Origin of the sequence: Paraglaciecola hydrolytica (assembly GCF_001565895.1) — a bacterium.
GTDB lineage: Bacteria > Pseudomonadota > Gammaproteobacteria > Enterobacterales > Alteromonadaceae > Paraglaciecola > Paraglaciecola hydrolytica.
Genome location: NZ_LSNE01000005.1, coordinates 827,633 through 853,293, shown reverse-complemented (window position 1 = coordinate 853,293; position 25,661 = coordinate 827,633). Strand labels below are relative to the sequence as shown.

Sequence of the window (25,661 nt, the reverse complement as noted above, 5' to 3'; positions counted from 1 at the left end):
ACAAGGCTAACTTACACAAGAGAAATTATGTTTACTGGCATTATTGAAGATATAGGCACCATTCAAAGCCTACAGCCCAGCGGCGAAGATATTCGACTCACCATTAAGACCAATAAACTCGATATGAGTGATGTGGGCTTGGGCGATAGCATTGCTAACAATGGTGTGTGCTTAACCGTTACCGCATTAGGCGGCAGTACTTTTAGTGCCGACGTATCCCACGAAACCATCAAACGCACAGGTTTTGCTCAGTATCAGGCTGGCAGTAAAGTAAACCTCGAAAAAGCCCTGCAAGCTAATGGTCGTTTAGGCGGGCATATTGTCAGTGGCCATGTGGATGGTGTGGGTGAAGTATTGTCCATCAATCAAGTCGGGCGTTATGTGGAGATTTGGCTTAAAGCTCCTACAGAGCTGGCGAAATACCTAGCTGAAAAAGGCTCTATTACCGTTGATGGTGTCAGTTTGACGGTGAATAAAGTCGATGGTAACCACTTTTTGATCACCCTTATCCCTCACAGTTTGCAAGAAACCATCATAGGCTTATACCAAGTTGGCACTAAGGTTAATTTGGAAGTTGACGTGATCGCCCGTTATTTGGAGCGTTTGATCCTTGGGGATAAAGCTGCGGAACGTGGCGTTGACGGTCAGAAAAAAGATATCAGCATGGCCTTTTTAGCAGAAAATGGTTTTTTACGGTAAATTACGCAACATCTAAACGAGAAAGAATAAGAACACTTATATGCCCTTAAATACAACAGCAGAAATTATAGAAGACATCCGCCAGGGTAAAATGGTGATCCTGATGGACGATGAAGATCGGGAAAACGAAGGCGATATCATTATGGCCGCTGAACATGTTACTCCCCAAGCCATCAATTTTATGGTTACCCATGCCCGTGGTTTGGTGTGTTTACCCATTACCGCAGAGCGTGCTAAACGTTTGAATTTACCCTTGATGGTAGACAACAACGGTGCGCAGTTTTCGACTAACTTTACGGTATCTATAGAAGCGACTCACGGTGTGACTACCGGTATTTCCGCTGCTGATCGTGCCAGAACTATCTTAGCTGCCGTAGCCAAAGATGCTAAAGCCGCTGATATAGTACAGCCAGGTCATATATTTCCACTTATAGCGAAAGACGGCGGCGTGCTAAATCGGGCAGGTCATACCGAAGCTGGAATTGATTTACCGCGATTAGCCGGCTGTGAACCGGCCTCTGTCATTGTTGAAGTGCTTAATGAAGATGGGAGCATGGCCAGACGCCCTGAATTGGAAGAGTTTGCTGCCAAACACAATCTAAAAATTGGCACTATTGCCGATTTGATTGAATATCGAAATTTGAATGAAACCACCATAGAGCAAGTTGCCAAGTGTAAATTGCCTACTGAATACGGTGAGTTTGATTTAGTCACTTTCAAAGATGTCATCGACAATCAAATCCACTTTGCCTTATGCAAAGGGGAAATTAACGGTGATAAACCGACTTTAGTGCGGGTGCATTTACAAAATACCCTGAGTGACTTATTGGGTTCGACTCGTTCTATTGAGCGCAGTATGAGTTTGCCACAAGCGCTCCAACATATTGGAGCAGAAGGTGGAGTGTTGATCTTGCTGGGTAAACAACAAGATGTAGTGGCCCAATTAAAACAATTTGAAGCAGAAGACAAAGGTGAAAAGCCCGTGGCAGCACCATGGCAAGGTACTTCTAGAACCGTGGGTGTGGGTAGCCAGATCCTCGCAAGCTTAGGTGTTAAACAAATGCGTTTGATGAGCCGCCCGAAAAAGTACCATGCGTTGTCAGGTTATGGTTTAGAAGTGGTTGAATATGTAGAGCACTAAGCTATTGCGCTAACACTAAATGTTGCGAGCAATAGTTAAAATAATCAATTAAATATCCCTACGGTTGTGCTAAACTGCGCGCCGTTTTTTCATGTAAGGCACAGCAAATGAATATCATTGAAGGTAATGTTCGCGCGACAGGCAAAAAATTTGCTCTGGTTGTTTCTCGTTTCAACAGCTTTGTGGTTGAAAGTCTGGTTGATGGCGCATTGGATGCCTTAGAGCGTCACGGTGAAGTCAGTGAACAGGATATCACTTTGGTTCGTGTGCCAGGTGCTTATGAATTACCTATCGCTGCCCAGCGTTTAGCTCAAACCAATAAGTTTGATGCCATTATTGCCTTAGGTGCCGTTATTCGTGGTAGCACACCACACTTTGATTTTGTCGCTGGTGAATGCAACAAGGGTTTAGCCCAAGTTTCATTACAACATAATATCCCCGTCGCTTTTGGTGTGATCACCACTGACAGTATCGAGCAAGCTATTGAACGCTCTGGTACTAAAGCCGGTAACAAAGGTGCAGAAGCGGCTATCACTGCCCTAGAAATGGTTAACGTATTAGCCAATATTAAAGGGATTAAATAGGTGAAACCTAAAGCCCGTAGACTCGCCCGTGAGCTTGCTTTGCAAGCCGTATACTCGTGGCAGATGTCGAAAAATCCCGTTGCTCAAATAGAGTTAAGTATTGTTACAAGCAACGATATGGCAAAAGTCGATATGGAATATTTTCTCGAACTATTGCGCTCAGTGGTAAAAGACTGCGCTGAATTAGACAAGAAAGTTAAGCCCTATTTAGGTCGTTTGCCTGAAGAACTTGATCCAGTCGAAAAAGCCATACTGCGTATAGCAACCTATGAGTTGGTCGCGCGTTTGGATGTGCCATATAAAGTAGTAATCAATGAAGCCATTGAACTTGCTAAAACTTTTGGTGCCGAAGAAAGCCACAAGTTTGTTAATGGTGTACTTGATAAAGCCATTAAAACCTTGCGTAAAGATGAGTTGGCCTAAGCTCAATGTAGCGGGAGCACAGCGATGCTCCTCCGCTTAACTTTAATCTGAGTAAGTTATCCGCGTGAAAGAATTTTCCATCATAGACACCTTTTTTAAACAACAAAACCATCAACGTAAAGATGTACTGCTTGGCATCGGCGATGATGCTGCTTTGACAGTGGTGCCTGCTGGTCAAGCCTTAGTGACGACCACTGATACATTATTAGCGGGTGTGCATTTTTTGCCTGATGCTGAACCTAGCACTATCGCCCGTAAAGCGGTGGCAGTCAATTTAAGTGATTTGGCGGCGATGGGAGCAGAGCCTGCCTGGATAAGTTTATCCATTAGCCTGCCTACAGCTGATGAAGCTTGGCTTAGTGCCTTTGCTACTGGGCTAGCTGAAATGACCCGTTTTTATTCCATCCAATTGATTGGCGGTGATACTGTACAAGGGCCATTAGCGGTGACTATTACTGCTCAAGGTTTTGTACCGCCCGAACAAGCTTTATTACGTAGCAAAGCTAAACCTGGCGATTTTATCTATGTCACAGGTACTTTGGGTGATGCTGGTTTAGGTTTAGATCTGTTGCTGAATAAAGTGACGGTGGCTGATCCAATAAACGCGCAATATGTTTTGAATCGATTACACAATCCAACTCCACGTTTGTTAGTGGGTACTAGCTTGCGCCGTATAGCCAATGCCTGCATTGATTTATCCGATGGTTTAAGCTCTGATATTAAGCACATCTTACAAGCCTCAAATTGTGGGGCGACGATTAATGTGGATAAATTGCCCCTATCAAAAGCAATGCGTGAAAGTGTTGAGCCACAGAATGCCGTCAAATACGCTTTAAGCGCCGGTGATGACTATGAATTGTTGTTTACGGTCAGTGAAGAGCAAAAAGGTAAGTTAGAAACCGCGATGGCGAATACCAGTGTATCCTTTAGCTGCATAGGCCAATTAAATGGCATGAGCAATAAGTTAGAATATCGTCTTAATAATCAAGTGATTGACTATCAAGCCACTGGTTATCAGCATTTTTAGTAGTACAGCCTTCATCCTTGAAACGGAACCTTTGTTGGCTGCACTCACACGCCATGATTGGTAATTCCTTGCCACTTAGTATGGCGAAGTTCATGGGGCTGAGTTCTTTTGCCGCCGCGGTGCAATTCCAATGTTTTTGGGTATATCATGCCCATTCATCCAGCTAGGTAGTGAATCAATGCGGCCAGAATTACGTCAACGAATCTCTTTAAAAAATCCCCTACATTTTTTAGCCTTGGGTTTTGGCAGTGGTCTAGCGCCTAAGGCTCCAGGTACCTTTGGTACGTTGGCGGCTCTGCCTTTAGTTTACTTGTGTAGTGTTTATTTACCCTTCAGTTTTTATCTGCTTTTGACTGTGTTATTCAGTATTGTCGGTATTTGGATTTGCGGTAAGACCGCCGATGATATGCAGGTGCATGATGACTCTTCCATTGTGTGGGATGAAGTGGTTGGCATGCTCATTACTATGATTGCTGTGCCATTGAACTGGCAAACTTTGCTGGTGGGTTTTGTTTTATTCCGCTTTTTTGACATTGTTAAACCTTGGCCAATCAGTTACCTAGATAAACACGTACACGGTGGTTTTGGCATTATGGCCGACGACATACTGGCGGGTATGTTTGCTTTAGCTTGTATGCATATTGGTTTGTATTTGAGTTGGATTTAAACCCCTGTGTTTTTTGCTAACACAACAAGCTTTAAACCCATTTAATTCTTAGCCTCATTCGAAACATCATTGGTTTTTAACAAAAAATTAACTTTTTTGTATTTCACTTGAACTTGTCTGACAAATTTGGTTCCAATGGAAACAGATATAGTTTCGTTGCGATAAAAGCAGCACTAGGAAGTGAGATACCAATGGGATCTTTAGTTCACCAAGGCTCAGTAAGTGATAACACTCAACTGCTATCACAGCCTCAATTTAGCTTGGTACCAACGTCAAATGTAGTCGGCTTAATGTTGTTGGATATCTTGGGATTTGCGCTGATCTTAATTGGGTTGGCATTGCAATACGGTAGCGTTACCAAGCTTCCTGGTTTCTTGCAATTTAACTATAATGGTTTGGCGTTAATCGCTATTGGCATAATCATGACCCTGCCTTTTTTTGTCTTGGCACTCAAAGCCTGTCATAAGGCCTTTAGAAATATCAGCTTGTCTTAACTTATCTTTCAACCTGTGGTTATCGCTGCTAAGCCATGCCGCCTGTAATAATCTACCTTAATTTATGAATACATCTCAAGTATGTCCTTTTTGTCAGCAATCCAATCAGTGTGGCGAGAACAACGCTAGTGGCTGTTGGTGTATACGACAGGCTGTTCCTGCTGAGTTGTTGAGTTTATTACCAGAGTCAGCAAAAAATGTTGTTTGTATTTGCGCTACTTGTATTGCAACCTTTGCGCAAAATCCACAGGACTTTGCGCAGCGTATAAGTGAGACTTCTTTAGGAACTAGGAACTAGGAACTAGGAACTAGAAACTGTTCAACTAATTCATCGAATGTAGTCCAAACATATTGCCTTCAGTATCCAAGGCTAAAACAATAAAACCGTGTTCGCCAATGGACATTTTGTCGCGCTGAATTTTGCCTCCGGCGGCCTCGATACGTGCGGCGTTAATCGCGCAATCATCCACATTAAAGTAGACCAAAGTACTGTTACCACCTGAAGGGAAACCCGGCATGTGCACTAAGGCACCACTCGCGCCGTATATTTCAAAGTTGGACGGAAACCCATACATAAGCAAATCAGGCATGCCCATGTCATTGAGTTCAACAGCCAACACGGTTTGATAAAAGGCTTTGGCTCGAGCCATATCTTGCACATAAATTTCAAACCAGCTAACAGGATTCCTGATCAGTTCTTGTGGAGCAGCCATAAAATATCCTTCATAAAGTAAGTAAAAAACACATGAAAATTCGCTTAACTAACCATAGCGTAAACCGTACATCATGGAACATTATTTAATCAGTTGTTGTCGTTTTCAGCCACTTTTTTCTTAAACGACGAGACAAGGGTTTCTCAATCACATAAGTACTAAAAATAGCCAGCAATACCATGCTAATACTGCCGACGAGTAGATGATGTTTGCCCGCGTTGGCGTTGATCATTAAAGATATAAACATGGCAACTATCACCATATTTTGCCAGATAAATACAGAGTAGCCTGTTTCACCGATAAACTTCATGCCAGGCACAGAAAACAGGCGCGCCACTAAGCCATTGCCCATGGCTAAGTCATAAATCATGATGAGGTATAAAGGCATCATCAAGCCGTGACGTAAGTAGTATTTAAAAGGCTCTGGAATATCAGGCGTTAACATTAGTGCAATCACCCCAACAAAGGCCAGATCACCTAAAGCCCACCACCGCTGAGTAGGTTTAAACGCTGGATTAAAACGTGAAATATTACAGATACGGCTGAGTAACATACCCGCGACAAAATGGGCGACCCAAAATAAGGGAGTTGAACTTATGAATATTTGCCAATACTGCTGAGGTTCGCTGTTGCTTGGAAAATATTGGGCGTAAATCACCGTGGGAATGAGTGATAGTACAGGCAAACAAAGCAATAATACTATTGACGATTTTCTGCTGAGCTTTGCCAGTTGTGACATTAAAAACGGCATTAACAGATATAAAAATACCAGTGCCGATATCGTCCAGGTCGGCCAGCTAAGTAAGGGCACCCAGTCTGGGTTCCAAGCTTGGACTAAGGCAAAGTTAGCCAGCGTGCCAGCGATGATATTGAAGGGATTAGCCCCTTGCATTAATTGATTGGGTACCATCATTAAAGCAGTAAGCACCGCCAAAATAATATGAATAGGATAAAGGCGTGAAGCTCGACTTAACCAAAAACTATTACGTGTACTACTCAACTCACCGTCTTTGCCCCAATACAAATAGGCCAAAATAAAACCTGATAAGAGGAAAAAGAAACTGGTCGACATCCAACCGTTGGCAAAAAACGTTTGTAGTCCCGTTGGCAATGAAGCCATATCACTGAGTAAGCCCGCAAATTTAGGCTCTTGTTTGCTACGGTAAACTTCCGCTAGGTGGAAAAAAAAGATATGGAAAATAGCAAAAAAGCGGATACCGGTTAAGCCACTTAACTCAGTCACTGGATGTAGTGGGCTATTGGGATTAAGCATGTTAGGTGTCGTTTGATGGTCCGACATATAAACTCCTTTTATTTTTTTAGTAAAATGCAGGTATTGTTGCAAACGTTTTCATTGGTTGGGGCAAAACAGAGCACTAAGTATGCCAGTGATGTAATGGTATGATTTATAAGAGAATTATTGATTTTTTACTTGATTTTATATATTTAGAAAATAGTTATTTTGACTAACACTTAGGGACTTTGCTCAGTGATCAACCGATTGAATACTGTATGAGCTTCTAAAAAACACGTAATACACCCAGAATAAAGGTGTATTACGCGAGTTTGTTTTATTCAGTGCGCAGTGCTTTGATGGGATTCGCTCTAGCAACTTTAGCCGCATTGCCACCCACTGTTAACCATGCGATAAGTAAAGTAAGAGCACCTGTGACTAAACATATGGGCAATAGCCATAATAAATCGATGCGATAAGGAAAGCTCTGTAACCAATAGGTCATGGCATAAATACTAATGGGCCATGCAATAAGATTGGCGATCAATACGGGTTTGGAGAACTGCCAAATTAACAGGGTCACAATATCTTGTACTCGTGCGCCCATAATTTTGCGAATACCAATTTCCTTGGTACGTCGTTCGGCAGTAAAAGCAGCTAAGCCATACAAACCAAGGCAAGCAACTAAAATGGCTAGAACGGAAAAGGCTGAAAATAACTTAGCTTCTGTTACTTCACTTTCGTATTGAGCCGCCATCATCCCACTTAAAAAACTCAGGTTAATGGGTTGCATGGGCACGTTGTTTTTCCAAACTTCTTCAATATCCTTTAGCAGTTTAGGAATATCATCGGTCTTAAAGCTTAAGCTGGCTACCCGAAAGCGCTGTGGATTTAACATGTAGATACTGGGACGCACATCAAACTTTACCGAACGGAAATAGATGTCTGGGATAACACCGACAATCTTTAATTCAAAGGGATAGTCTTGCAATATATTTTGCGAAAACAAAGTAAGTCCTATTGCTTGTTGTGGATCGTTCAAGCCCAACTTTTTTAAAGCACTTTGATTGATGACCACACTGGCATGGTTTACCTGCTCGTTGGCTTGCTGTGGAGCAGCTAGTTTGTCGGCCCCATGATTTTGACTAAACAAACGTCCTGCAATGGGATTAACTTCGTAAGCCTCAAAAAAACCATAACCCACATTGTGATAATTGAATATTTGGCCTTCATTGGCTGTCTGCCCGTCTATATTTTCCATCAACTTAAAAAAGGTACTGTTTTCATTATCTTGGGTGGGGGCTTCAGACGAATAAACCACGGAACTTATTTCAGGCAAATTAACTAATTGTTGTTTGAGACTCTCTAAATTATTACGCGCTACCCCAACATTGAGGATTAGTTTGTTATCACTGACATATCCCACATCAATGGATTTAACAAAGTTGGTTTGACTAAAAACCACAGCAGTACTGATCACCAAACCAATTGAGGTGGCAAATTGAATGACCACCAATGCGGTTCTCAGTTTGGCCGTGGCACCTGATTCGCCACTTTTGTTGGATTTAAGAATATGCCCAGGTAAATAGCGCGACAAATACAGGGCAGGGTATAAACCCGCGCCCAATCCCACTAACAAGGCCACGGCCAACAAACTAAATAACATGGGCAGGTCGTTGAATAATTCAAAAGTGAGTTCGCGGCCCAAGGCTTGATTATACAAGGGCAATACCAATTCCACTGCCACTAACGCAAATAACAAGGAGATCATGACTATTGCCACGGCTTCAGCTAAAAACTGCAAGGCTACTTGGCCGCGGCTAGCGCCCAATACTTTGCGCATGGCAACTTCACGCGCCCGTTGACTGGCTCTGGCTGTCGCCAGATTCATAAAGTTAATACAGGCAATCAGTAAGATAAGCACCGCCACAATGACAAAGGTAGAGATCATTTTCTGGTCGCCCATAGGGCTTAAGTCCCCCATGTTGCCTGCATCTTTGCGCGCTTGCAGATGCAAATCGGGCACCGCCATGAGCTTGTGTTGCATAAAGTCACTAGCTTGTTTTTTTTCAGCACCATCGCTACTGAAATCACTCATGGAATCACGGAATTGACTTTCATTGTTGACCCAATACGTTAAACGCTCTTGTAATTGCGCGACACTCACCCCTGGGCGCATTTTGAAATAGGTATAGACATTGACGCTGGTCCAGGTATTTAAAACACTGTCATTTTCGGCAAATATTTCTGGCTGTAAATACACCAAAATATCTAAATCAAGGTGGGTGGCTTGGGGTAAATCTTTAATAACACCACTAATGGTCATTGGCACAGTGTTATCGCGCAGACAGCATAGTGTTAAGGTTTCACCTATGACATCGGTACGGCCAAAATATTTCAGCGCCATCTTTTCGCTGATGATGGTATCCAAGGGTTTGGTAAAGGATGAATTAGCATCACCGTGAACAAAAGGCAGATCAAAAATGTTGAAAAAACTGCCATCAGCCATCGTTAAGGTTTCGTCAAAAGCATCTTCGCCTTTACGCACTGTCATACCAAAGGGGATTAAACGTACACCATCTTCAATCTCGTTTTTAGCGTAGTCGCGCACCGCAGGCATCATCATACCGGCCGAGCGCACCGTTAAAAATGAAGGTCCGTCAGCCTTGATATAAGCAGTATGCATGCGCACCAAGCGATCGCTGTCTTTTAGCCAACGGTCAAAACCACTTTCTTCTCGTACAAACAACATAATTAAAATACAGCTCATTAAACCAACGGCTAAACCAAATATATTGATGGCCGAAAATACGCCGTTTTTGATGATGTTGCGCCAGGCTATGGTGAGGTAGTTACGCCACATAATAGCCTCCTTGTACCAGCAACATGCAAAGCAGGGTTATCACGTAAATAATGCTTAACATAACTTAGGCCGCCTTAATATTTTGGGTGATCACTTGGCCATCAAATAGATTGATGGTGCGCTTAGCGTAATCGGCGTGAGAGGGGCTGTGGGTGACCATGACGATAGTAGTGCCTTCCTCATTTAGCGCTTGCAGCATTTCCATGACTTCTTGGCCATGGGCACTATCAAGGTTGCCGGTAGGTTCGTCGGCTAAGATCATGGATTGATTACCCACCACGGCGCGAGCCACCGCCACCCGCTGTTGTTGGCCACCTGATAACTGGCTGGGCATATGATTGGCGCGATGGGCTATGCCTACCTTATCCATCACCTTAGCTACACGAGCTTTGCGTTCAGCTGCCGGTACTTTGTGATACAACAAAGCCAGCTCGATATTTTCGGCTACAGTGAGTTCGTCAATTAGATTAAAACTCTGAAAGATAAAACCAATATTGTGTTTGCGGATAATGGCCAGTTTACTTTCGTTGTATCCCGCGATGTTTTCTTCTTGGAAAAGATAATCGCCGCTGGTCGGAGAATCCAACATGCCGATGATGTTTAACAAGGTGGATTTACCACAACCTGAGGGGCCCATAATGGCCACAAACTCGCCTTGTTTTATTTCAATATTGACGTTGTTTAAGGCCATTGTTTCAACTTCATCACTTTGATAAGTGCGGGATAAATTGTGTAGTTTTAACATGTGTTATTCCTTGTAAATTCTGTTATTGCGATAGATTAAGACGTTGTAAGTCTTGATAACTGGTATAGGGGCTGGTCACCACTTTCTCGCCCACTTCAAGACCTTCTAATACTTCGATATAGCGACTATTGCGGCGTCCCAATCTAACGCTGCGTTTAATGGCTTCAGTACCTTGTTGATTCACCACAAAGATCCAATTGCCGCCGGTGTCCTGATAAAACGCGCCATTGGGGATCAATATGGCCTCGGTGGCATCACCCAGAGTCAGTTTTATTTGAATAGTTTGGCCGCGGCGGATGTTGTCGGGTTGTTGCTCAATAAATTCAAAATCCACTTCAAACTGACCGTTTTGTACTTGCGGGTAGATTTTTCTGATCTGTAAACGGTAATCATCAAACTGCGCTTGCTGACCAATATCCACACGGCCCAAATAAAACTCGTCGATTTGTGCGGTAAGTTTAAAATCGTCTGGTGTATCGATTTGGCCTAGTCGTTCACCTTGGCCAATGCTTTGGCCAATCTCTACATTAAAACCAGAGAGTTTGCCTGCCACTGGGGCACGTACATTCATGTTGTCGAGGTTTTGCCGTGAGATGGCAAGATTACTTTCTAAGCGTGCGCTGGTTTCCCGTAAAAAAGTTAGTTGTTCGCCCTGCATACGGCTGTCAGACTCCTGACTTTCTAAGGTCAGTTGCAACTGCTGCTGATACCAATCCAGGGTGTCTTTAGTATCATCGTATTGCGATTGGCTTAGCGCATTGGTTTTCAGCAAGCTGGCTTCACGGCTTAACTGGCGGCTTAACATTTTGATTTGATACTGAATATCCGCCAAATTGCGTTTGTGTTGCAAACGGTTTTGTTCAAGGCTTAACTCTATGGAGCGCATATTGTTGAGTTGCTCCGCCACGCGGGTTTCATTGCCCAGCACATTGAGTTGCAGTGAAGCATTCGACAGTTCCACAATTAAATCACCGGCTTTTAAATTAGCGCCGTCTTCCACCAAAATACGTTCTACTCGACCGCCTTCGATGGCATCTAAAAACAAGGTTTTTGCTGGGGTAACACGGGCGCGAATGGGAATAAAATCTTCAAAGGTGCCGGTGCTAACACTAGAAATAGCAATACGCTCGCTGTCCACGTTGAGAGCTCGGCCACTATTTAGATTGAGCAGAGTGTAAGCGCTTAATGCTAGTAATAACGCCACTACAAAGATAATGCCTACTTTTTTAGGCATGGTGGATTTTTTGGCTATTTTACGATCCATGCCGGCCCCTGACACTGCGCCTGATCCTGGCATTGAAACGCTCGGTTTAGCGGTAATGGGTCGTACACTGTTACTTTGCTCATTTGACATTGCGGTGGCTAATCCAGATAAATTATTGCTGTTGTCTTACCTAGTGTTATATCAATCACCATGCCAATAATTAACTTATTGAAATTTATAAATATTTTAAAATAATTGAATGATTGTTAGCTGATAACTTGTACGAATTCGAACACTAGGTGTACGATAATGAACAGTTAGATTGAATAAACATGGGTATTTACCAGCGATGCAAGACGCGACTATTTTTATTGTGGATGATGATCCTGACATTCTAATGGCAGGTAAATTACTGCTTAAACGGCATTTTTCCAATGTCATTACCAGCGAAAATCCCGAGCAAATACCTGAGTTACTTGCCAGCCATAATGTAGATGCCATCTTACTTGATATGAACTTTGGGCCAGGCGAAAGCTCAGGCGAGCAAGGTTATCGCTGGCTAAAAGCCATACTCCAAATCAAACCTTTGATCTCGGTGGTGATGATCACCGCCCATGGTGATGTGGATACCGCCGTTGAGGCCATGAAACTGGGGGCAACTGACTTTATTGCAAAACCATGGCAAAACGAAAAAGTCGTTGCCACCTTGTCAGCCGCGGTTAAGCTCAGTCAAACCCGTGATGAAGCCAGCCAATTAAAACAAACCAATCAACTATTAGCTAAAGCCAGTAGCCACATTAGCCAGCAAGCTATTTTGGGCAATAGTGCGGCCATTCGCCACGTGATGTCGTTGGTGGAGCGCTCGGCACCTACAGATGCCAATGTATTGATCTTGGGTGAAAACGGCACAGGTAAAGAGCTTATTGCCCGTGAATTGCATCAACAAAGTTTACGTAATGAGCAGGTTTTTATGTCGGTCGACTTGGGCTCGGTGTCGGAATCCTTGTTTGAAAGTGAGTTGTTTGGCCATAAAAAAGGCGCTTTTACCGGTGCCCGCGAGGAGCGAGTAGGGCGCTTAAAAGCGGCCGATGGCGGTACCCTGTTTTTAGATGAAATAGGCAATTTGCCTTTGCATTTACAAGCCAAATTACTCACGGTACTAGCTCAGCGCCAAGTGACACCCTTGGGCGCTAATAGCCCCGTGGACTTTAATGTTAGGGTGATTGCGGCGACCAACTTAAGCCGTGAACAGTTGGCCGATGAAAATCAATTTAGGCCGGATCTGTTATTCAGGCTCAATACCGTAGAAATCACCTTACCGCCCTTACGCGAGCGCCAAGAAGACATAGCTCTTATTGCCCAGTTTTATGTGGAATTGTATTGCCGTAAGTATCAACGCCCACTTAAAACTATTGCTCCTAGCACCTTGGTGAGCATGCAACACTACAGTTGGCCGGGTAATATTCGAGCCTTGCGCCATGCCGTTGAGCGGGCGGTGATCTTAGCGCAAGGCAACGAACTCACTGAGGATGACTTTCAACTTGAAAAATCCAGTATTGTGCCCCTAGCTGCGCAAGCCGCTAATCAAGAAGATGCCGCGCCACAGGCAAACAGTGACAATCAATTTAATTTAGAACAACTGGAAAAACAGACAATTAGCCGCGCCTTACAAACCCATAGATATAACATCAGTTATACCGCCAAAGCCTTGGGCCTTACCCGCGCCGCGTTGTACCGTAGGATGGAAAAACATGGTCTCTAAGCGTTTTGCAATTTTTTTAGCCCTGCGTTTTGGCTTGCTGGTGCTGACCTTGTTGGCGCTAACCATACTGTTTACGGTGCCCGGTTATCATGCGGCAACGCTGCTGACCTTAGGCCTAATAGTGGTGCAAATAGTCGAAGTGCTGCGTTTTATCGCCAAGACCAACCGTGAGTTAGTGCGGTTTTTAGATGCCGCTCGCCATGCGGATTTTTCTCAACGTTTTGACTTAGATAATATGGGCGCGGGGTTTGCCGAGTTAGGCCTCGCCTTTACCGATATTCTTAAGCGTTTTCAGCAAATTCGCGCCAGCCAAGAGTATGAATTACGCCATCTTAAAGCCATGGTGGAACATGTACCTGTGCCGCTCATCAGCATTCATCAACAAGGCGAAGTGACCATTTGGAATAACAGTGCTAAACGCCTGTTTGGCACTCACCACGTTAGTCAGTTGGCCGATTTTAAGCAATTTGGTGATGAATTTGCTAAACAAGTCAGTCACTTAGTGCCGGGCGAACGCAGCTTGGTAGTCTTTAGTGTGGATGGTATGGATCATCAGTTAGCCATTTCTGCCACGCAGATTTTATATGCCGGTCGCCAAGAAATGCTGGTCAGTATGCAAGACATTCAAAGTGAGTTAGACAGTGCCCAATTACAAGCCTGGCAAGAGTTAGTGCGGGTGTTAACTCATGAGATCATGAACAGTATTACGCCCATTGCTTCACTGGCTAAAACGGCCGCTGAACTTGCCCAATATGCGAGACAAAAAGTCCAAGGTGATCAAGAACTTGCCGCTCAGCTGGCCGATGTCTGTGACGCTAGCGAAACGGTCGCTCGGCGCAGCGATGGGCTGACTCAGTTTGTGGGCAGTTATCGCCGTCTCACTCGTCTGCCGATCCCCAATAAACAGCGTATATACATTAGTGAGCTGTTTGGCCAAGTGACTAAGTTAGCTACCCAAGAATGGACTGAAAAAGGCATTAGCCTAACGATGCAAATTCAGCCGCAAAATCTGCAGGTAGAGGTCGATCAAGGCATGGTAGAGCAGGTACTCATTAACCTCTTACAAAATGCCGAACAGGCTCTGCAAGCTATTCAGCAGCCACAAGTGGTACTCAGCGCCAGTTTAAACTTACGTGGCCACGTGGTGATTGAGGTTGGCGACAACGGCATGGGCGTGGCAGAAGACATCAGCCGCAAGATTTTTGTGCCCTTTTACACCACTAAACGCGAGGGCTCGGGGGTAGGCTTGGCTCTAACCAGACAGGTCATGATGTCTCACGGAGGTAGTGTTAAAGTAGGTAAAAGTGAGTTAGGTGGAGCCTTGTTTACTTTGGTATTTTAAACGACCGAATCTAGTTATGTATTGCCTACAAACTTGCTATAAACTGTTTATACCCTTCATCCTTGAAACTGCACGTTTGTTGGCTGCACTTATTCGCCACCATCGCCAACCGCGTTGCACTTAGTACGGCTAAGCTCATGGGGTCTCACTCATTTGCCGCCGCCGTGCAATTCCAATGATTTTGGCTATAGATAACCTTCGAGTTACATATCAGTTTAGTGATATTAAGGAATAAAAATTGGAAATGTTTGGCGAGTTGACCATTACATGGTTGCCCACAGTGATCACTTTGGGATTTTTTAGCGCGCTACACTGGTTCGCCCACTGGTTTTTATTTAAACGCGATGTACAAAAAAGCCACGAACATATGTTTGCTCGCCAACTTATTATGCTGGTTTTAATCTTAGTTGCGGTTGTTGCTGTGGTTATCTCTTTACCTATTAGCGAGTCATCTGAGTCTCAGGTACTGAGCTTGATTGGTTTGTTGTTATCGGGTTTATTGGCCTTTTCGTCTACCACTATCATTAGTAATTTGGTCGCTGGTGCAGTGATGCGCTTTACCGAGCCTTTTAAAACCGGTGATTATATTCGAGTAAAAGAAGTCGTGGGCAAGGTCACTGAACGGGGCTTATTTGATTGCGAGGTGCAAACCGAAAATCGCGAATTAATCGCTATCCCCAATAGTATTTTGATCAACAACGCCATCACTACCGTTCGTAGCTCAGGTACTTTTATATCGGTCACACTGTCGTTGGGTTACGACGTGCACCATAGTCGTATTAGTACTTTGCTTAAACAAGCCGCCACTGAAATAGAGTTACAAGATCCCTTTGTGCATGTACTTGAGTTGGGTAATTTTGCGGTGACGTATAAAGTCAGCGGTTTATTGATTGACGTAAAAAATCTATTAACCATGCGCTCAAAGTTACATTGTCAGATACTAGATACCTTGCATGACAATGATATTGAGATTATGTCACCGTCTTTTATGAACCAACGCAAAGTCTCAGACGAACTACCAGTGCTGGTAAAAGCCCCCCATAAAATAAAAGAACAAGAGCAAACTGTGGCTGAAGATATTGTGTTTGATAAGGCCGAAAAAGCGCAACAAGCTGAAGAAGTTAAACACGAATTAAGCACGCAGGTAGCAAAACTGAAAGAGCAAATTAGCGAAGCTGAAGGTGAACAAAAAGACAAATTAACAGCTAAGTTAAACCGCTTAGAAGAAAAACTAAAAGTGCATGTAGAAACACTTAAAAACAATAAAAAAAGTGATTAGTAAATTTATTCCGGGGTCAAGAAAGCTTATAAAAACTTGGTCGTTAGATTAACCTTAAACAGGTTGTGTGATTAGACATAAGGGAACTTGACTGAATGGACTTTTTAAACGTTGAAAAAAATGATGAATGTATTTTTCGGCGCTGTTTGAAGGTTTAATTCGCGCTACTTGAATGCTGCGCGAATTATAAAATTGTAAGTACTACCTATCAAAATTGGAATTAAAGTAACTGGGACTTTTTAGATTTTGTACTATTCATTATTAACCCAATAAAACCTAGCAATAAAACGGCTAAACTAGAAGGCTCTGTAACTGCTGCAGTTACAAGACCTTTAGATTCGGACCATACCGCCCAAGCAAAGAAGTTCCTAACATTTGTTGCGTCTTCAATTACATTGAAATTTCCAACGCCAATATCTACAAAACTACCACCATTACCTAGATAGTCATCGGCTAAGTTAACGATATCCCATAGTTCAATATCTACTGTTCCCATTTCTTGGTGGGCAGTGAATAAAAAGCAATAATTTTCACCCTCACATCCGTTGGTAAGTTCAGGATTGGCACCGTATTTATTATCAAACCCTAGGCGATAAAATACTTCAATAGCTAAAGCCCATGAAAACTCAAAAGATTCATCCATATCTTTCGCCAAGACCCCATTGGGATGGGCATTTTCAAATGTATCACTTAAAAATGTAACATCGTAAAGACCTGTTCGGTTATTGACTCCGATGTTGTATGCACCAACTAATTGCCCGTTTAGGTCATCAACTTCTAGAACAACGCCGTTTGAGCCTATTGACATAAGACTTGCATAGCTAGCATTTGATAAGAATATCAAGCTTGTAACTATAAAGGGGAGAAGCTTAGTGGTTGAGATAATATTAGAAAAGTACTGCATTGCACATATTCCCTTGTTTGTGTGATCCCAGTTGAGGCATCAACTAATGAGGTGGTAGTTCTTTAAAACAAGAATACCGTTTATTTAACTTACCGCATTTAACATTATTTATTGTTTAGTGACAAGCGGTGATCAAACTGAAGCAGAAGATATAGTATTTATACCTCGATATCATACAGTTATGGAGAAGATTCGCACTTCATATACGATGCGCTGTCTAAAAACCAAACTTAGTGCGATGCAAATTTGACACCCAATATAAAAGATCAACCTAGCCTTTGCCAGAAATGCCAACTTCATCGTGCATGTGTTTGTGCTTACACAGATTAAGTGACTAAAAATCAGCTTGTTACTGCCTTATTGTTGGGAGCTTGGTGGTGTTATGTTGCAATTAGCTGAATTTCGGGCAAGGGCTGTTGCCAACTGAGGTTGATGGTGGGTATTGGCAGTATGGATGTGTAGTTTAGGCTGATTTAAACAGTGTTTTGGCCTTGCCCATGCCGCGTATGCGTTGATGGTTGGTGTGGTGTTTGAATTGTTGCAGCATATGCTCACTGCCTACCGCGGTTGAGAAGTGTTGTTCAAATTGAGTGGTGAGGCTTAACCACTGCTCGTCGTTGATGCCGAGTCGTTCTAATATGGGGCTGTGATGATGCTCAATGTGCCCAGCTTTGTCTTCGCGTATGCATCGGCCAGTGCAATCGACTAATTCACAATAGTCAATCAGGCTGTAGGCTATACCTTTGGGCATATTGTGTCGGTGGTTGCCCACAAAACGCATGAGTGTTTCAGGTTGTTTGCTGTCTCTAATCGCTTCAATGCGCTGCTTGATGCTGGTGTGGTGTGAGGTTTCGGGCGTGCTGTCCATTTTTGCTCTGATGGGGTTTAAGTCCACATAGGCCATGCAGGCTAAGACCGCACTTTCATCTAATAAAGCCTGAGATTTGAATCTACCTTCCCAGAATCTACCAGTACAATCATCTTCTTTATTGGCTTCACGGGCGATGTATTCATTGAGATTACGCATAAACCAGCTGATGTCATACAGGCGCTGGCGGTAAATTGTAACGGTGTCGGCTACGGCCAGTAATTCCGACTCACTCATTTGGGCGCGTTGTTCAACATTGAGGTATTTGTTAGTCAGCAAGGTGCCTTTGTGCAGGCTGTGCCAACGAGTTAACACTTCTTCTTTCGACCAGCTCTCTGCCTCGATTTTATCCACACATAGCACCACATGAGTGTGATTGCTCATCACCGCATAGGCACAAATATCGATGGCAAATACTGAGGCTAAAAGCAACAATCGCTCCTCTACCCAGCCCCGGCGATGTTCATAACTCTGGCCGGTAAATTTATCCACGCCACACAAAAACGAGCGCCGCACACAGCGTGACACACAATGGTAATAGGGAGTATCAATTAAACTGATTTGGCTTTTGCGAGCTTGAGGCATACATCACCATCCGTGGTCGATTGAGGAATTTTAAGCGTAGTCGAAGATTGAGATTCTAAAAGCTAAAAATGGGTGTCTTTTTTAGATTCTCACCATGAAAACCCTGATGCGATTTCACGGTAATAACTACGAAAACGTCGACGAAAGCTTATTCTATGATGGCAACTCAGCCTTTATGAGAAGTGAATTCAGAACACAGGGTTTTGGCGTTCCAGAATTCAATCAGATGGCGTCCTTTTTTAGTATTGGCGATGGGCAGGTCACTACGGCCGGGTCATCAGATATGACTAATCTTTTCACTCTCCCGATCACCGTGAATGCCAACAATGGGTTTAACACCTACATGAGCCTGACACTAGATACTTCGATTACATTGATTAATAACTACGTGGGTTCGATAGGTATTGGCCACGGCAATTTGGGTGCTGATTTTAGTAGCACTGCCGGGCTGTTGGGCATCGAATTTTTTGACAGCCAAAACAGAAAAGTTGATTACCAACTTACTAGCGATACGGGGTTGTTCTCGTTTTTGAGTGCTGCGCCTCCGGTCTCAGTGCCTGTTCCAGCACCAGGTACTATCAGCATCGCGCTATTTGGCTTATGTGCCTTGGTGGGGTTTAAACGTCGTCGCTTGGCGGTTTCAACCGCTGTGAAAACATTGGAGCCTTAAGAAAATAAACACCTCAGCCTGCTTGTTGTAGGACTGATTATCTCGGGGGGCTGCTTAGGCTTATTATGCTGGGCAGATCGCCAATGGTTAACAACCTGCGGGGCAGAACTATTCATCCTGACTGCCCGCTTTCTCAGTAAAGGCGATGTTCAACGCTTTTAAATCGAAGAGCCGCTGTTCAAAGCAGTCTATCCATATTAACCCAGCCACTAAATAAATAGCATTGCACTTTGGTTTGTTGTAACTCCAGACTTCTTTTCTTGAGTATTTCTATTATTTTTTATCTCGAAGGGATGGCAAAGCGCAAACGAACATAGCAGCATTGAAAATAACGAATAACAGCATTATCCGCCTACAAATCAAGACACTTTCTAATGATACTATTCAAACGTTTAATAATGATTGTTTCACTTTTGTCTGTAAGTTATACCCAAGCCAGCACTATCTATGGTGTGGTTACAGACAAACAAACCTCACTACCGATAATTGGCGCTAAAGTCGACTTAGTTAAGGAAGGCCTGTCAACAACAACCAACAGCAGTGGAGAATTTTCTCTTACTAGCCAAGTTTCTCCGGCTAATTTGGCTGATACACTGAGGATCACCAACAATAAATATTGGCAAAAAGACCTTTCTATCACTTCGTTAAGCTCATCTCACTTTGATATAAAACTGCAAGCCACAAAACTACGTTTAGTCATTACCACTGATATTGGTGGTGCCGATCCTGACGATTTGCAATCTTTGGTGCATGCCTTAGTGTTAGCTAATGAGTATGATTTGCAGGGGATCATATACGGCCATGCTTGGGTTGAAGCCAATCCTAAAATGGCCCAACAAAGAATAGGCACGGCTGTTGATGCCTATGAAAAAGTATTTACAAATCTTAGTGCACACGCGAGTGGTTATCCTAGCCCTGATTACCTCAGAGCCATTGTTAAAGGCGGTCAAACTGAGGCATTAATGGCAGGGACTGGTGAAGGAAAAGACAGTGAAGGTTCAAAGCTTATTATTGAGCTGGTGGATAATAAAGACGATCCGCGGCCGGTTTGGGTAAATGCCTGGGGTGGTGCCAACACCATAGCTCAGGCTTTTTGGAAAATTAAACACACACGTTCACCAGCGGCAGTAAAAGCCTTTGTTAATAAAATCAGGGTGTACGACATTTTAGGTCAAGATGATGCCGGCTCGTGGATCGCAAAAAACTTTCCTGATGCGCTTTATATCCGTAATGCTGAGGGCGTTTATGGTTGGGCTCCAAGCAAAAGTTGGACAGCGGACAATGTGCAAAATCATGGCCCATTAGGCGAGGTATACCCAACCTCTAAGTGGGCAACAGAAGGAGACTCTCCATCTTTTTTTCATATTGCAGCACGTGGTTTGAATGAACCTGATGAATTGACTCAGGGTGGCTGGGGTGGACGTTTTGGTGCTGAGAAAAAATACGACGTTAAATTGTTTAGTTGGGCAGAAAAACATGCAGGGGTGATGGCCCATGAGCAAAAATTGCGGCCTTATGCTTTATATACCAATACTGAAGAACGCACGGCTGCGATTAAAAAATGGCAACCGGATATTGAAAATAGTTTAGCAGCACGCATGGATTGGAGCGTGACGCCCAATCCCAGTAAGGCAAATCACTTTCCAATTGCAGTTTTAAATGGTGATGTTACTCGGCAAATATTGGACATGAGTGTCAAGGCAGGCGAACAGCTTAGCTTGTCAGCCACTGGCTCAAGTGATCCAGACGGCAATACCTTACATTATTCTTGGCAATTTTATGATGAAGCAAGTTCATATGATGGTGAGGTGAAAATTCTCAATGGTGATTCATCTGTCGCAAATGTCGTAGTACCCGCAGACGCTTCAGGTAAAAACCTTCACATTATTTTAGTTGTTCACGATAGTGGCTCTCCAAGCCTTGCGGCCTATCGCCGTATGATTTTGAATGTCAATTAAGCAAAATGCGAAAATTAGTTAAGTAAAACTGAGCTTTATACAATTTTTCAGGTGTTTTAAGGCATATATCTGGATTATCTCAACAGCCATAATACTATCCAGTAGCATATGATGTGCTGCATTATGCAGCGCATCATTAGTTTATTAGTTGGATAGATGAGCAAGATACAGCGCAAAACTCACCGTACAAAACTCAGCGCCTTAATACATAAAAGCTTCATAATAAAATGCCATGCTTGAGGATTATATTTTTGAGCATTAACAATGTTTACCACGATAAAGTTTGATTCGATTAAAACTCGCTTACTGATCATTATCGCCGTGTGTTTGTTGGGCATGTTGGTCTTAGTGCTTAACCAAATTTACAATACCGACAGGTTAATTAAGCTCAATAGTCAGAGTAAGCAACTGCTTAAATTGAGCAATGAATTACTGCAATTACGTCGTCATGAAAAAGATTTTTTATTGCGCTTAGATACGCAGTATGTGGATAGCTTTGCTGCCCGAGCCGATGGTTTTGCTGAGCAGATAAGTGAGATAAAACCTGTTTTTTCCAAGCTTGATGATAGCGATATGTTGTTTGATGAATTAGGTGCTAGTTTTGCCCAGTATCAAACACAATTTTTTGCTTTGGTCAGTTTACAAACAAAAATTGGCTTGGATGAAAATAGTGGTTTTCAAGGGGAGTTTCGTCAAGCGACCCACAAGTTAGAAGATGAGCTAAAACGCCTCAAGCAAAGCAACTTGCAAGTTTTATTGTTGCAAATGCGCCGCAGTGAAAAAGACTTTTTACTGCGTAAACGTTTGGAATATGTCGAACGCGAGACCTCGTATTATCAGCAATTATCCTTTGCTATTAACCAATCAACGTCAGTCAATGCGCAACTTCAACAAGCCTTGTTAGATGATTACCAGTATAACTTTTTGCAACTCGTGACGGCCTATCAAACCATTGGCTTGGATCATACTCTTGGTTTACAAGGCAAATTTCGCGAGCAAGCGCATACACTGGAAGCTCAGCTCACGACGGTAAATAGTAAGTTGGCGCTATCAATTACTTCTGCAGAAAAGCGCGTTGAACACATCAGTTTACTGATCATGACCATTACTGCTTTGGCCTTAATTATCTTATTGATCAAAAGTTATATTACCTTTCAGCGAGCCTTTTTGAATTTTGTGATGTTTTTTTATCGCTGTAAACGGGAGTATCAGCATATGGATGGCAAAAAGCTGGGCTTCTCGGAATTCAAGTATTTGGCCACTATTGCCAATGAAATGATCGATGCACGTCGCGATATTGAACGTCAATTGCAAGCGGCTAACAAACACATTGCTGAATTAGAAAAGGACGCTGACGCCAGTAGTAAAGCAATAGTGATTTAATCGAGTGAATTCTGCCTCGTCATACTTACTTACGTTTAAAGCCCGCAGCAACCTTGTAAGCCCCGATGATTTAACATTAAAGTGAGTATTGTGCTTAAGTACCACCTTAGGTGCCAATTCAACCCAGACTAGGAGAGTTTATGTCAAATCACGATAGTTCACACAAATGGAAGTGCCCTAAGTGTCAATGCCCTGAATACGATACCGATACTATTGCCACCACAGGCAGTGGTTGGTCGAAAATATTCGATATGCAAAATCGTAAATTTACCGCAGTGACCTGTGTTAATTGTACCTATACCGAATTTTATCGTGGCAAAACCAGCACTTTAGGTAATGTTTTTGATTTGTTTACGAATTAGTTAGATGCTGTTGTGAAATGTATTTAGCTTAGTTAACAAACTATTTTTTATAGTTGAGATCTCTGCTGACACAATGCTGTCAGTAGGTGGCGCGTAATCTTGTTTCTGCTTCGGCGTTGTAGCCGAATTAACTAAGGAGCAGTTTATGTGCACAACCACAATCGAGATGGTAAGTTATCGCTTAAAAGCAGGTATAAGTATTGAGGATTTGCGCGCTACTCACAGCGCAGTAAATAATTTTTGTCTGGCCCAACCCGGTTTTTTGTATCGCTCAATAAGTCAGGATGAACACCAAACGTGGTTTGACGTGGTGTATTGGAAAACCATGGACGATGCTAAAGCGGCAGGTGAGGCTTTTATGCAAAGTAATATAGGGCAGATTTTAGTCAATCTTATTGATAACACCACTATGCAGATGCGCCATATGTTGGCAGATGCCGAAGCCTACCCACAGATGTTAGCTATTTATGCAAACCACGGAACAAGTGAAACACCAGGGCTTTAGCACCTTATAGGACAATTATGCGCAAGGGTGAACGTTTATTTCAGTTGCTTAATATCTTGCGCAGTCGTCGTGGGGTGGTCACCTCACAAGAAATAGCTGAGCAACTGCGCGTATCGCAACGTACGGTTTATCGGGACATACAAGCGCTGTCGTTATCCAATGTGCCAATAGAATCTGAAGCCGGTGTAGGCTATCGCTTACGTCCCGGTTTTAATTTGCCGCCTTTAATGTTTGAAGAGGATGAACTTGAGGCCCTGATGCTTGGGGTGAAAATGGTGCAGGGCTGGAGTGATGTTCAGCTTGGTGATGCGGCTAATCGTGCCTTTGATAAAATAAAAGCCATTTTGCCCGACCCATTACATACTCGCCATCATCAACAAAATGGTTGGTTAATCGTACCTGATTTTCATCGTAGTCATGTCAGCCGTTTTAGTGATGATCTGCGTGCAGCGATAAAAGGCAAACGGCAGATTGAAATTACTTATCAAAGTTTGGAGGATAAACAAAGTCGTCGTGAGTTATGGCCTTTGGGTTTGGTATTTTGGGGCAGGGTGTGGACTTTGGTCGCCTGGTGTCAGTTACGCCAAGATTATCGGGTATTTCGCATTGACCGGATCCAGCAACTGAGTCAGCAAGAAGTGAAATTTCAAACGTCCAAGACCTTGAGTTTGCCGCATTATATTGCCATGCAAGAAAGCAAAGATGAAGGTTATGCCGACAGTACTGCCCAATGCAAAAGTAGCGGCTCTAAGGATTAATGGCTAGCTCTGAGGTATTTGTGTTTACCTTCTGGATCAACATGGTTAAGCATGTCTCTATCGCAGGCGCCAAACTTGGCAAAATTGATTTGACCTTGAGCTACCGACATATGATTTGGCGAGCTATTGTCGTCTGGCTCACTGGCACCGTCGTCCTCCCAAAAACACACCGTGCAAATCTCGTAAGCCCCTTGGCTTGTTAAGGTACGGTAATGACAACAGGGGCAGGCGAACAAAGTTGCAGGCTCACCGCTAATTTCGCTAATGTCGAATGGGATATTAGGTAAATGCTGATGTAAATAAGCAAGTAAATAGCTATTTTTTACCCCTGCATATCTATCGTGTTTGCCATCCATCAATAAAGGATCGTATTTTCGATCTAAGGGATTGTCCGGCATTTTTCCGCTGCTTAATTCGTGTTGCAGCTCTGTGGGCAAATTTTCAATAAAGCTGTCGCCAACTACAAAACCACCCATCTCAAACCAACCTAGTACGGTTTCGCTGCGTGTGTCATCGCTTAGTTGCTCAACTTGGTGTTTAACGATTAAGTCTATGGCGGTTTGTCTGTGCATTTGGGCACTTTATTATCGGGCTTTATGGCTCAGCATACTCAAGCCCGATGTTGATCGTCAAATGGTTAGCTTGTTAATATCCGCAGCAAGGTGAATGCTCTTAGAGCTGTTATTTAACGTTGTTGATTGTCGTTTGAGCACGAAAGCGGAGTTCCATTACATAAAGTGTGATGGCATACACAATCACAACGACCAGTGATACCGCTTCAAACCGATGTTCAGGAAAGCACAACCACACGATTATGACACCAATGGTGCGGACAATGGCATGAAAATAGCCAATCCAATGTTCGATGATCCATGAAAATGGCATCCACATTAAGCCAGCAATAATGCCTACAGTCAGTGGCACTGAACTGCTATTTTCGGTGGAGTAAATCATCGCAATGGGGAACATCATTAAACACATGCTCACAGCCAACAAAAATAAACGATCAAAGGTGTTTTTAGCGCGATGTTTACCAAAAAAATCTTCACCGGTAAGTTTAGCCAAGCCAATGGCCAAGTAAAAAATACTGCCACAGCCCAACCATACTGAATAAACCCTAACCAGCTCAGATACAAACGGCGCCATGCAACCAATGATGGCCCAAACTAACATGCCCGCTAAGGGCATGGCTAAAAAGCGTCTTTGTTTAAACAGCTCACGTTGTTGTTCTAAACTACTTTGAGTATTTTGCATGTGTCACCTGAATTGTTGTGTTTGAGTGTGTCTAGTGTGGTGCGAATAGGAGAGACAAATAAGGCATAAAAGTCACGTATTCGAAGTGACTTTTGTCACTAAATAGCCTGGTCATTTAATCACTGAGGGCAAAGAAAAAATCAAAAGCATTTTAACCACAGAGAACACAGAGAACACAAAGGTAAAGCGTCTGAAATGAAATTGTGATACTTAGCCTGATTGGCTTAAATGTGCCAA

26 protein-coding genes are annotated in these 25,661 nt (G+C 43.2%); 17 read left to right on the top strand and 9 right to left on the bottom strand.

The features are described 5' to 3' along the window. Positions 1–27: 27 nt before the first annotated feature. The 8 genes from AX660_RS11790 (at position 28) to AX660_RS23705 (ending at position 5,333) form a co-directional block, all read left to right on the top strand. Positions 28–699, top strand: coding sequence for a riboflavin synthase (locus AX660_RS11790; protein ID WP_068376761.1), 672 nt, complete (start codon positions 28–30; stop codon positions 697–699). Positions 700–739: 40 nt separating this feature from the next. Continuing rightward, complete coding sequence (gene ribBA, locus AX660_RS11785) at positions 740–1,840, top strand: bifunctional 3,4-dihydroxy-2-butanone-4-phosphate synthase/GTP cyclohydrolase II (RefSeq protein WP_068376758.1); 1,101 nt, start codon at positions 740–742, stop codon at positions 1,838–1,840. A gap of 107 nt (positions 1,841–1,947) precedes the next feature. After that, complete coding sequence (ribH, locus tag AX660_RS11780; RefSeq protein WP_068376755.1) at positions 1,948–2,424, top strand: 6,7-dimethyl-8-ribityllumazine synthase; 477 nt, start codon at positions 1,948–1,950, stop codon at positions 2,422–2,424. Next, positions 2,425–2,847, top strand: a complete 423-nt coding sequence (nusB, locus tag AX660_RS11775) for a transcription antitermination factor NusB (RefSeq protein ID WP_068376752.1) — start codon at positions 2,425–2,427, stop codon at positions 2,845–2,847. It begins immediately after the preceding gene. A gap of 64 nt (positions 2,848–2,911) precedes the next feature. Then, positions 2,912–3,874 carry a thiamine-phosphate kinase gene (gene thiL, locus AX660_RS11770; RefSeq protein WP_068376749.1) on the top strand — a complete coding sequence of 321 codons (963 nt, stop codon included), beginning with the start codon at positions 2,912–2,914 and terminating at the stop codon, positions 3,872–3,874. A gap of 178 nt (positions 3,875–4,052) precedes the next feature. Continuing rightward, positions 4,053–4,541, top strand: a complete 489-nt coding sequence (locus AX660_RS11765; protein ID WP_068376746.1) for a phosphatidylglycerophosphatase A family protein — start codon at positions 4,053–4,055, stop codon at positions 4,539–4,541. Positions 4,542–4,732: 191 nt separating this feature from the next. Beyond that, entirely contained in the window at positions 4,733–5,035 is a 303-nt protein-coding gene (locus tag AX660_RS11760; protein ID WP_068376743.1) for a hypothetical protein, read from the top strand. Positions 5,036–5,099: 64 nt separating this feature from the next. Continuing rightward, positions 5,100–5,333 carry a cysteine-rich CWC family protein gene (locus AX660_RS23705; RefSeq protein WP_082768857.1) on the top strand — a complete coding sequence of 78 codons (234 nt, stop codon included), beginning with the start codon at positions 5,100–5,102 and terminating at the stop codon, positions 5,331–5,333. A gap of 25 nt (positions 5,334–5,358) precedes the next feature. On the opposite strand, the gene AX660_RS11755 is transcribed toward AX660_RS23705, so the two are convergent. The 5 genes from AX660_RS11755 to AX660_RS11735 all read right to left on the bottom strand — a co-directional run bounded on the left by AX660_RS11755 (position 5,359) and on the right by AX660_RS11735 (position 11,854). After that, positions 5,359–5,727 (bottom strand): VOC family protein, encoded by a 369-nt coding sequence (locus tag AX660_RS11755; protein WP_068377153.1) that lies wholly within the window; start codon positions 5,725–5,727, stop codon positions 5,359–5,361. Positions 5,728–5,833: 106 nt separating this feature from the next. Continuing rightward, positions 5,834–7,048, bottom strand: coding sequence for an acyltransferase family protein (locus AX660_RS11750; protein ID WP_068376741.1), 1,215 nt, complete (start codon positions 7,046–7,048; stop codon positions 5,834–5,836). 271 nt (positions 7,049–7,319) lie between these two features. Next, the gene (locus AX660_RS11745) at positions 7,320–9,845 is read right to left on the bottom strand and encodes an ABC transporter permease (protein WP_068376739.1); all 2,526 of its coding nucleotides are present in this window, start codon (positions 9,843–9,845) and stop codon (positions 7,320–7,322) included. Between the two features lie 64 nt (positions 9,846–9,909). Next, positions 9,910–10,590, bottom strand: a complete 681-nt coding sequence (locus AX660_RS11740) for an ABC transporter ATP-binding protein (protein WP_068376738.1) — start codon at positions 10,588–10,590, stop codon at positions 9,910–9,912. 22 nt (positions 10,591–10,612) lie between these two features. Further along, positions 10,613–11,854, bottom strand: a complete 1,242-nt coding sequence (locus AX660_RS11735; protein ID WP_157884329.1) for an efflux RND transporter periplasmic adaptor subunit — start codon at positions 11,852–11,854, stop codon at positions 10,613–10,615. Positions 11,855–12,116: 262 nt separating this feature from the next. Between AX660_RS11735 and AX660_RS11730 the strand changes: the two genes are divergently transcribed. The 3 genes from AX660_RS11730 to AX660_RS11720 all read left to right on the top strand — a co-directional run bounded on the left by AX660_RS11730 (position 12,117) and on the right by AX660_RS11720 (position 16,177). Next, the gene (locus AX660_RS11730; RefSeq protein WP_327082851.1) at positions 12,117–13,556 is read left to right on the top strand and encodes a sigma-54-dependent transcriptional regulator; all 1,440 of its coding nucleotides are present in this window, start codon (positions 12,117–12,119) and stop codon (positions 13,554–13,556) included. Continuing rightward, on the top strand, positions 13,546–14,898 hold the full coding sequence (locus AX660_RS11725) for a sensor histidine kinase (RefSeq protein WP_068376731.1): 1,353 nt from the start codon (positions 13,546–13,548) through the stop codon (positions 14,896–14,898). Before AX660_RS11730 ends, AX660_RS11725 begins: the two co-directional genes overlap by 11 nt. A 244-nt stretch (positions 14,899–15,142) precedes the next feature. Beyond that, complete coding sequence (locus tag AX660_RS11720; RefSeq protein WP_068376729.1) at positions 15,143–16,177, top strand: mechanosensitive ion channel domain-containing protein; 1,035 nt, start codon at positions 15,143–15,145, stop codon at positions 16,175–16,177. A gap of 220 nt (positions 16,178–16,397) precedes the next feature. Here AX660_RS11720 and AX660_RS11715 read toward each other — a convergent pair whose 3' ends face one another. Further along, positions 16,398–17,081 carry a hypothetical protein gene (locus tag AX660_RS11715; RefSeq protein ID WP_068376725.1) on the bottom strand — a complete coding sequence of 228 codons (684 nt, stop codon included), beginning with the start codon at positions 17,079–17,081 and terminating at the stop codon, positions 16,398–16,400. A 463-nt stretch (positions 17,082–17,544) separates the two neighbouring features. After that, positions 17,545–18,534, bottom strand: coding sequence for a transposase (locus tag AX660_RS11710; RefSeq protein ID WP_068376721.1), 990 nt, complete (start codon positions 18,532–18,534; stop codon positions 17,545–17,547). Between the two features lie 94 nt (positions 18,535–18,628). Between AX660_RS11710 and AX660_RS11705 the strand changes: the two genes are divergently transcribed. The 6 genes from AX660_RS11705 to AX660_RS11680 all read left to right on the top strand — a co-directional run bounded on the left by AX660_RS11705 (position 18,629) and on the right by AX660_RS11680 (position 24,170). Beyond that, on the top strand, positions 18,629–19,204 hold the full coding sequence (locus tag AX660_RS11705) for a PEP-CTERM sorting domain-containing protein (protein ID WP_068376718.1): 576 nt from the start codon (positions 18,629–18,631) through the stop codon (positions 19,202–19,204). Positions 19,205–19,602: 398 nt separating this feature from the next. Beyond that, positions 19,603–21,162, top strand: a complete 1,560-nt coding sequence (locus tag AX660_RS11700) for a nucleoside hydrolase-like domain-containing protein (RefSeq protein WP_082768884.1) — start codon at positions 19,603–19,605, stop codon at positions 21,160–21,162. Positions 21,163–21,426: 264 nt separating this feature from the next. Then, a complete protein-coding gene (locus AX660_RS11695; RefSeq protein ID WP_068376715.1) occupies positions 21,427–22,545 on the top strand; it encodes a hypothetical protein in 1,119 nt (372 codons plus the stop codon). A gap of 140 nt (positions 22,546–22,685) precedes the next feature. After that, positions 22,686–22,907 (top strand): zinc ribbon domain-containing protein, encoded by a 222-nt coding sequence (locus AX660_RS11690; protein ID WP_068376713.1) that lies wholly within the window; start codon positions 22,686–22,688, stop codon positions 22,905–22,907. Between the two features lie 145 nt (positions 22,908–23,052). Next, positions 23,053–23,412: a hypothetical protein gene (locus AX660_RS11685; protein WP_068376710.1), complete on the top strand. Its 360-nt coding sequence runs from the start codon at positions 23,053–23,055 to the stop codon at positions 23,410–23,412. Between the two features lie 17 nt (positions 23,413–23,429). Next, entirely contained in the window at positions 23,430–24,170 is a 741-nt protein-coding gene (locus AX660_RS11680; protein ID WP_068376706.1) for a helix-turn-helix transcriptional regulator, read from the top strand. Here the strand turns inward: AX660_RS11680 and AX660_RS23490 are convergent. Beyond that, positions 24,167–24,742, bottom strand: coding sequence for a CPCC family cysteine-rich protein (locus tag AX660_RS23490; protein WP_201027435.1), 576 nt, complete (start codon positions 24,740–24,742; stop codon positions 24,167–24,169). The two genes, AX660_RS11680 and AX660_RS23490, sit on opposite strands and share 4 nt — an antisense overlap. Positions 24,743–24,851: 109 nt before the next feature. Further along, on the bottom strand, positions 24,852–25,424 hold the full coding sequence (locus tag AX660_RS11670; protein WP_068376703.1) for a DUF7010 family protein: 573 nt from the start codon (positions 25,422–25,424) through the stop codon (positions 24,852–24,854). Positions 25,425–25,661 lie beyond the last annotated feature (237 nt).

Coding starts and splice junctions, on each gene's coding strand:
- AX660_RS11790 (WP_068376761.1), top strand. CDS start 28: ATGTTTACTGGCATTATTGAAGATATAGGCACCATTCAAAGCCTACAG.
- ribBA (WP_068376758.1), top strand. CDS start 740: ATGCCCTTAAATACAACAGCAGAAATTATAGAAGACATCCGCCAGGGT.
- ribH (WP_068376755.1), top strand. CDS start 1,948: ATGAATATCATTGAAGGTAATGTTCGCGCGACAGGCAAAAAATTTGCT.
- AX660_RS11765 (WP_068376746.1), top strand. CDS start 4,053: ATGCGGCCAGAATTACGTCAACGAATCTCTTTAAAAAATCCCCTACAT.
- AX660_RS11760 (WP_068376743.1), top strand. CDS start 4,733: ATGGGATCTTTAGTTCACCAAGGCTCAGTAAGTGATAACACTCAACTG.
- AX660_RS23705 (WP_082768857.1), top strand. CDS start 5,100: ATGAATACATCTCAAGTATGTCCTTTTTGTCAGCAATCCAATCAGTGT.
- AX660_RS11750 (WP_068376741.1), bottom strand. CDS start 7,048: ATGTCGGACCATCAAACGACACCTAACATGCTTAATCCCAATAGCCCA.
- AX660_RS11745 (WP_068376739.1), bottom strand. CDS start 9,845: ATGTGGCGTAACTACCTCACCATAGCCTGGCGCAACATCATCAAAAAC.
- AX660_RS11740 (WP_068376738.1), bottom strand. CDS start 10,590: ATGTTAAAACTACACAATTTATCCCGCACTTATCAAAGTGATGAAGTT.
- AX660_RS11735 (WP_157884329.1), bottom strand. CDS start 11,854: ATGGATCGTAAAATAGCCAAAAAATCCACCATGCCTAAAAAAGTAGGC.
- AX660_RS11725 (WP_068376731.1), top strand. CDS start 13,546: ATGGTCTCTAAGCGTTTTGCAATTTTTTTAGCCCTGCGTTTTGGCTTG.
- AX660_RS11720 (WP_068376729.1), top strand. CDS start 15,143: ATGTTTGGCGAGTTGACCATTACATGGTTGCCCACAGTGATCACTTTG.
- AX660_RS11715 (WP_068376725.1), bottom strand. CDS start 17,081: ATGCAGTACTTTTCTAATATTATCTCAACCACTAAGCTTCTCCCCTTT.
- AX660_RS11710 (WP_068376721.1), bottom strand. CDS start 18,534: ATGCCTCAAGCTCGCAAAAGCCAAATCAGTTTAATTGATACTCCCTAT.
- AX660_RS11705 (WP_068376718.1), top strand. CDS start 18,629: ATGAAAACCCTGATGCGATTTCACGGTAATAACTACGAAAACGTCGAC.
- AX660_RS11700 (WP_082768884.1), top strand. CDS start 19,603: ATGATTGTTTCACTTTTGTCTGTAAGTTATACCCAAGCCAGCACTATC.
- AX660_RS11695 (WP_068376715.1), top strand. CDS start 21,427: ATGTTTACCACGATAAAGTTTGATTCGATTAAAACTCGCTTACTGATC.
- AX660_RS11690 (WP_068376713.1), top strand. CDS start 22,686: ATGTCAAATCACGATAGTTCACACAAATGGAAGTGCCCTAAGTGTCAA.
- AX660_RS11685 (WP_068376710.1), top strand. CDS start 23,053: ATGTGCACAACCACAATCGAGATGGTAAGTTATCGCTTAAAAGCAGGT.
- AX660_RS11680 (WP_068376706.1), top strand. CDS start 23,430: ATGCGCAAGGGTGAACGTTTATTTCAGTTGCTTAATATCTTGCGCAGT.
- AX660_RS23490 (WP_201027435.1), bottom strand. CDS start 24,742: ATGCACAGACAAACCGCCATAGACTTAATCGTTAAACACCAAGTTGAG.
- AX660_RS11670 (WP_068376703.1), bottom strand. CDS start 25,424: ATGCAAAATACTCAAAGTAGTTTAGAACAACAACGTGAGCTGTTTAAA.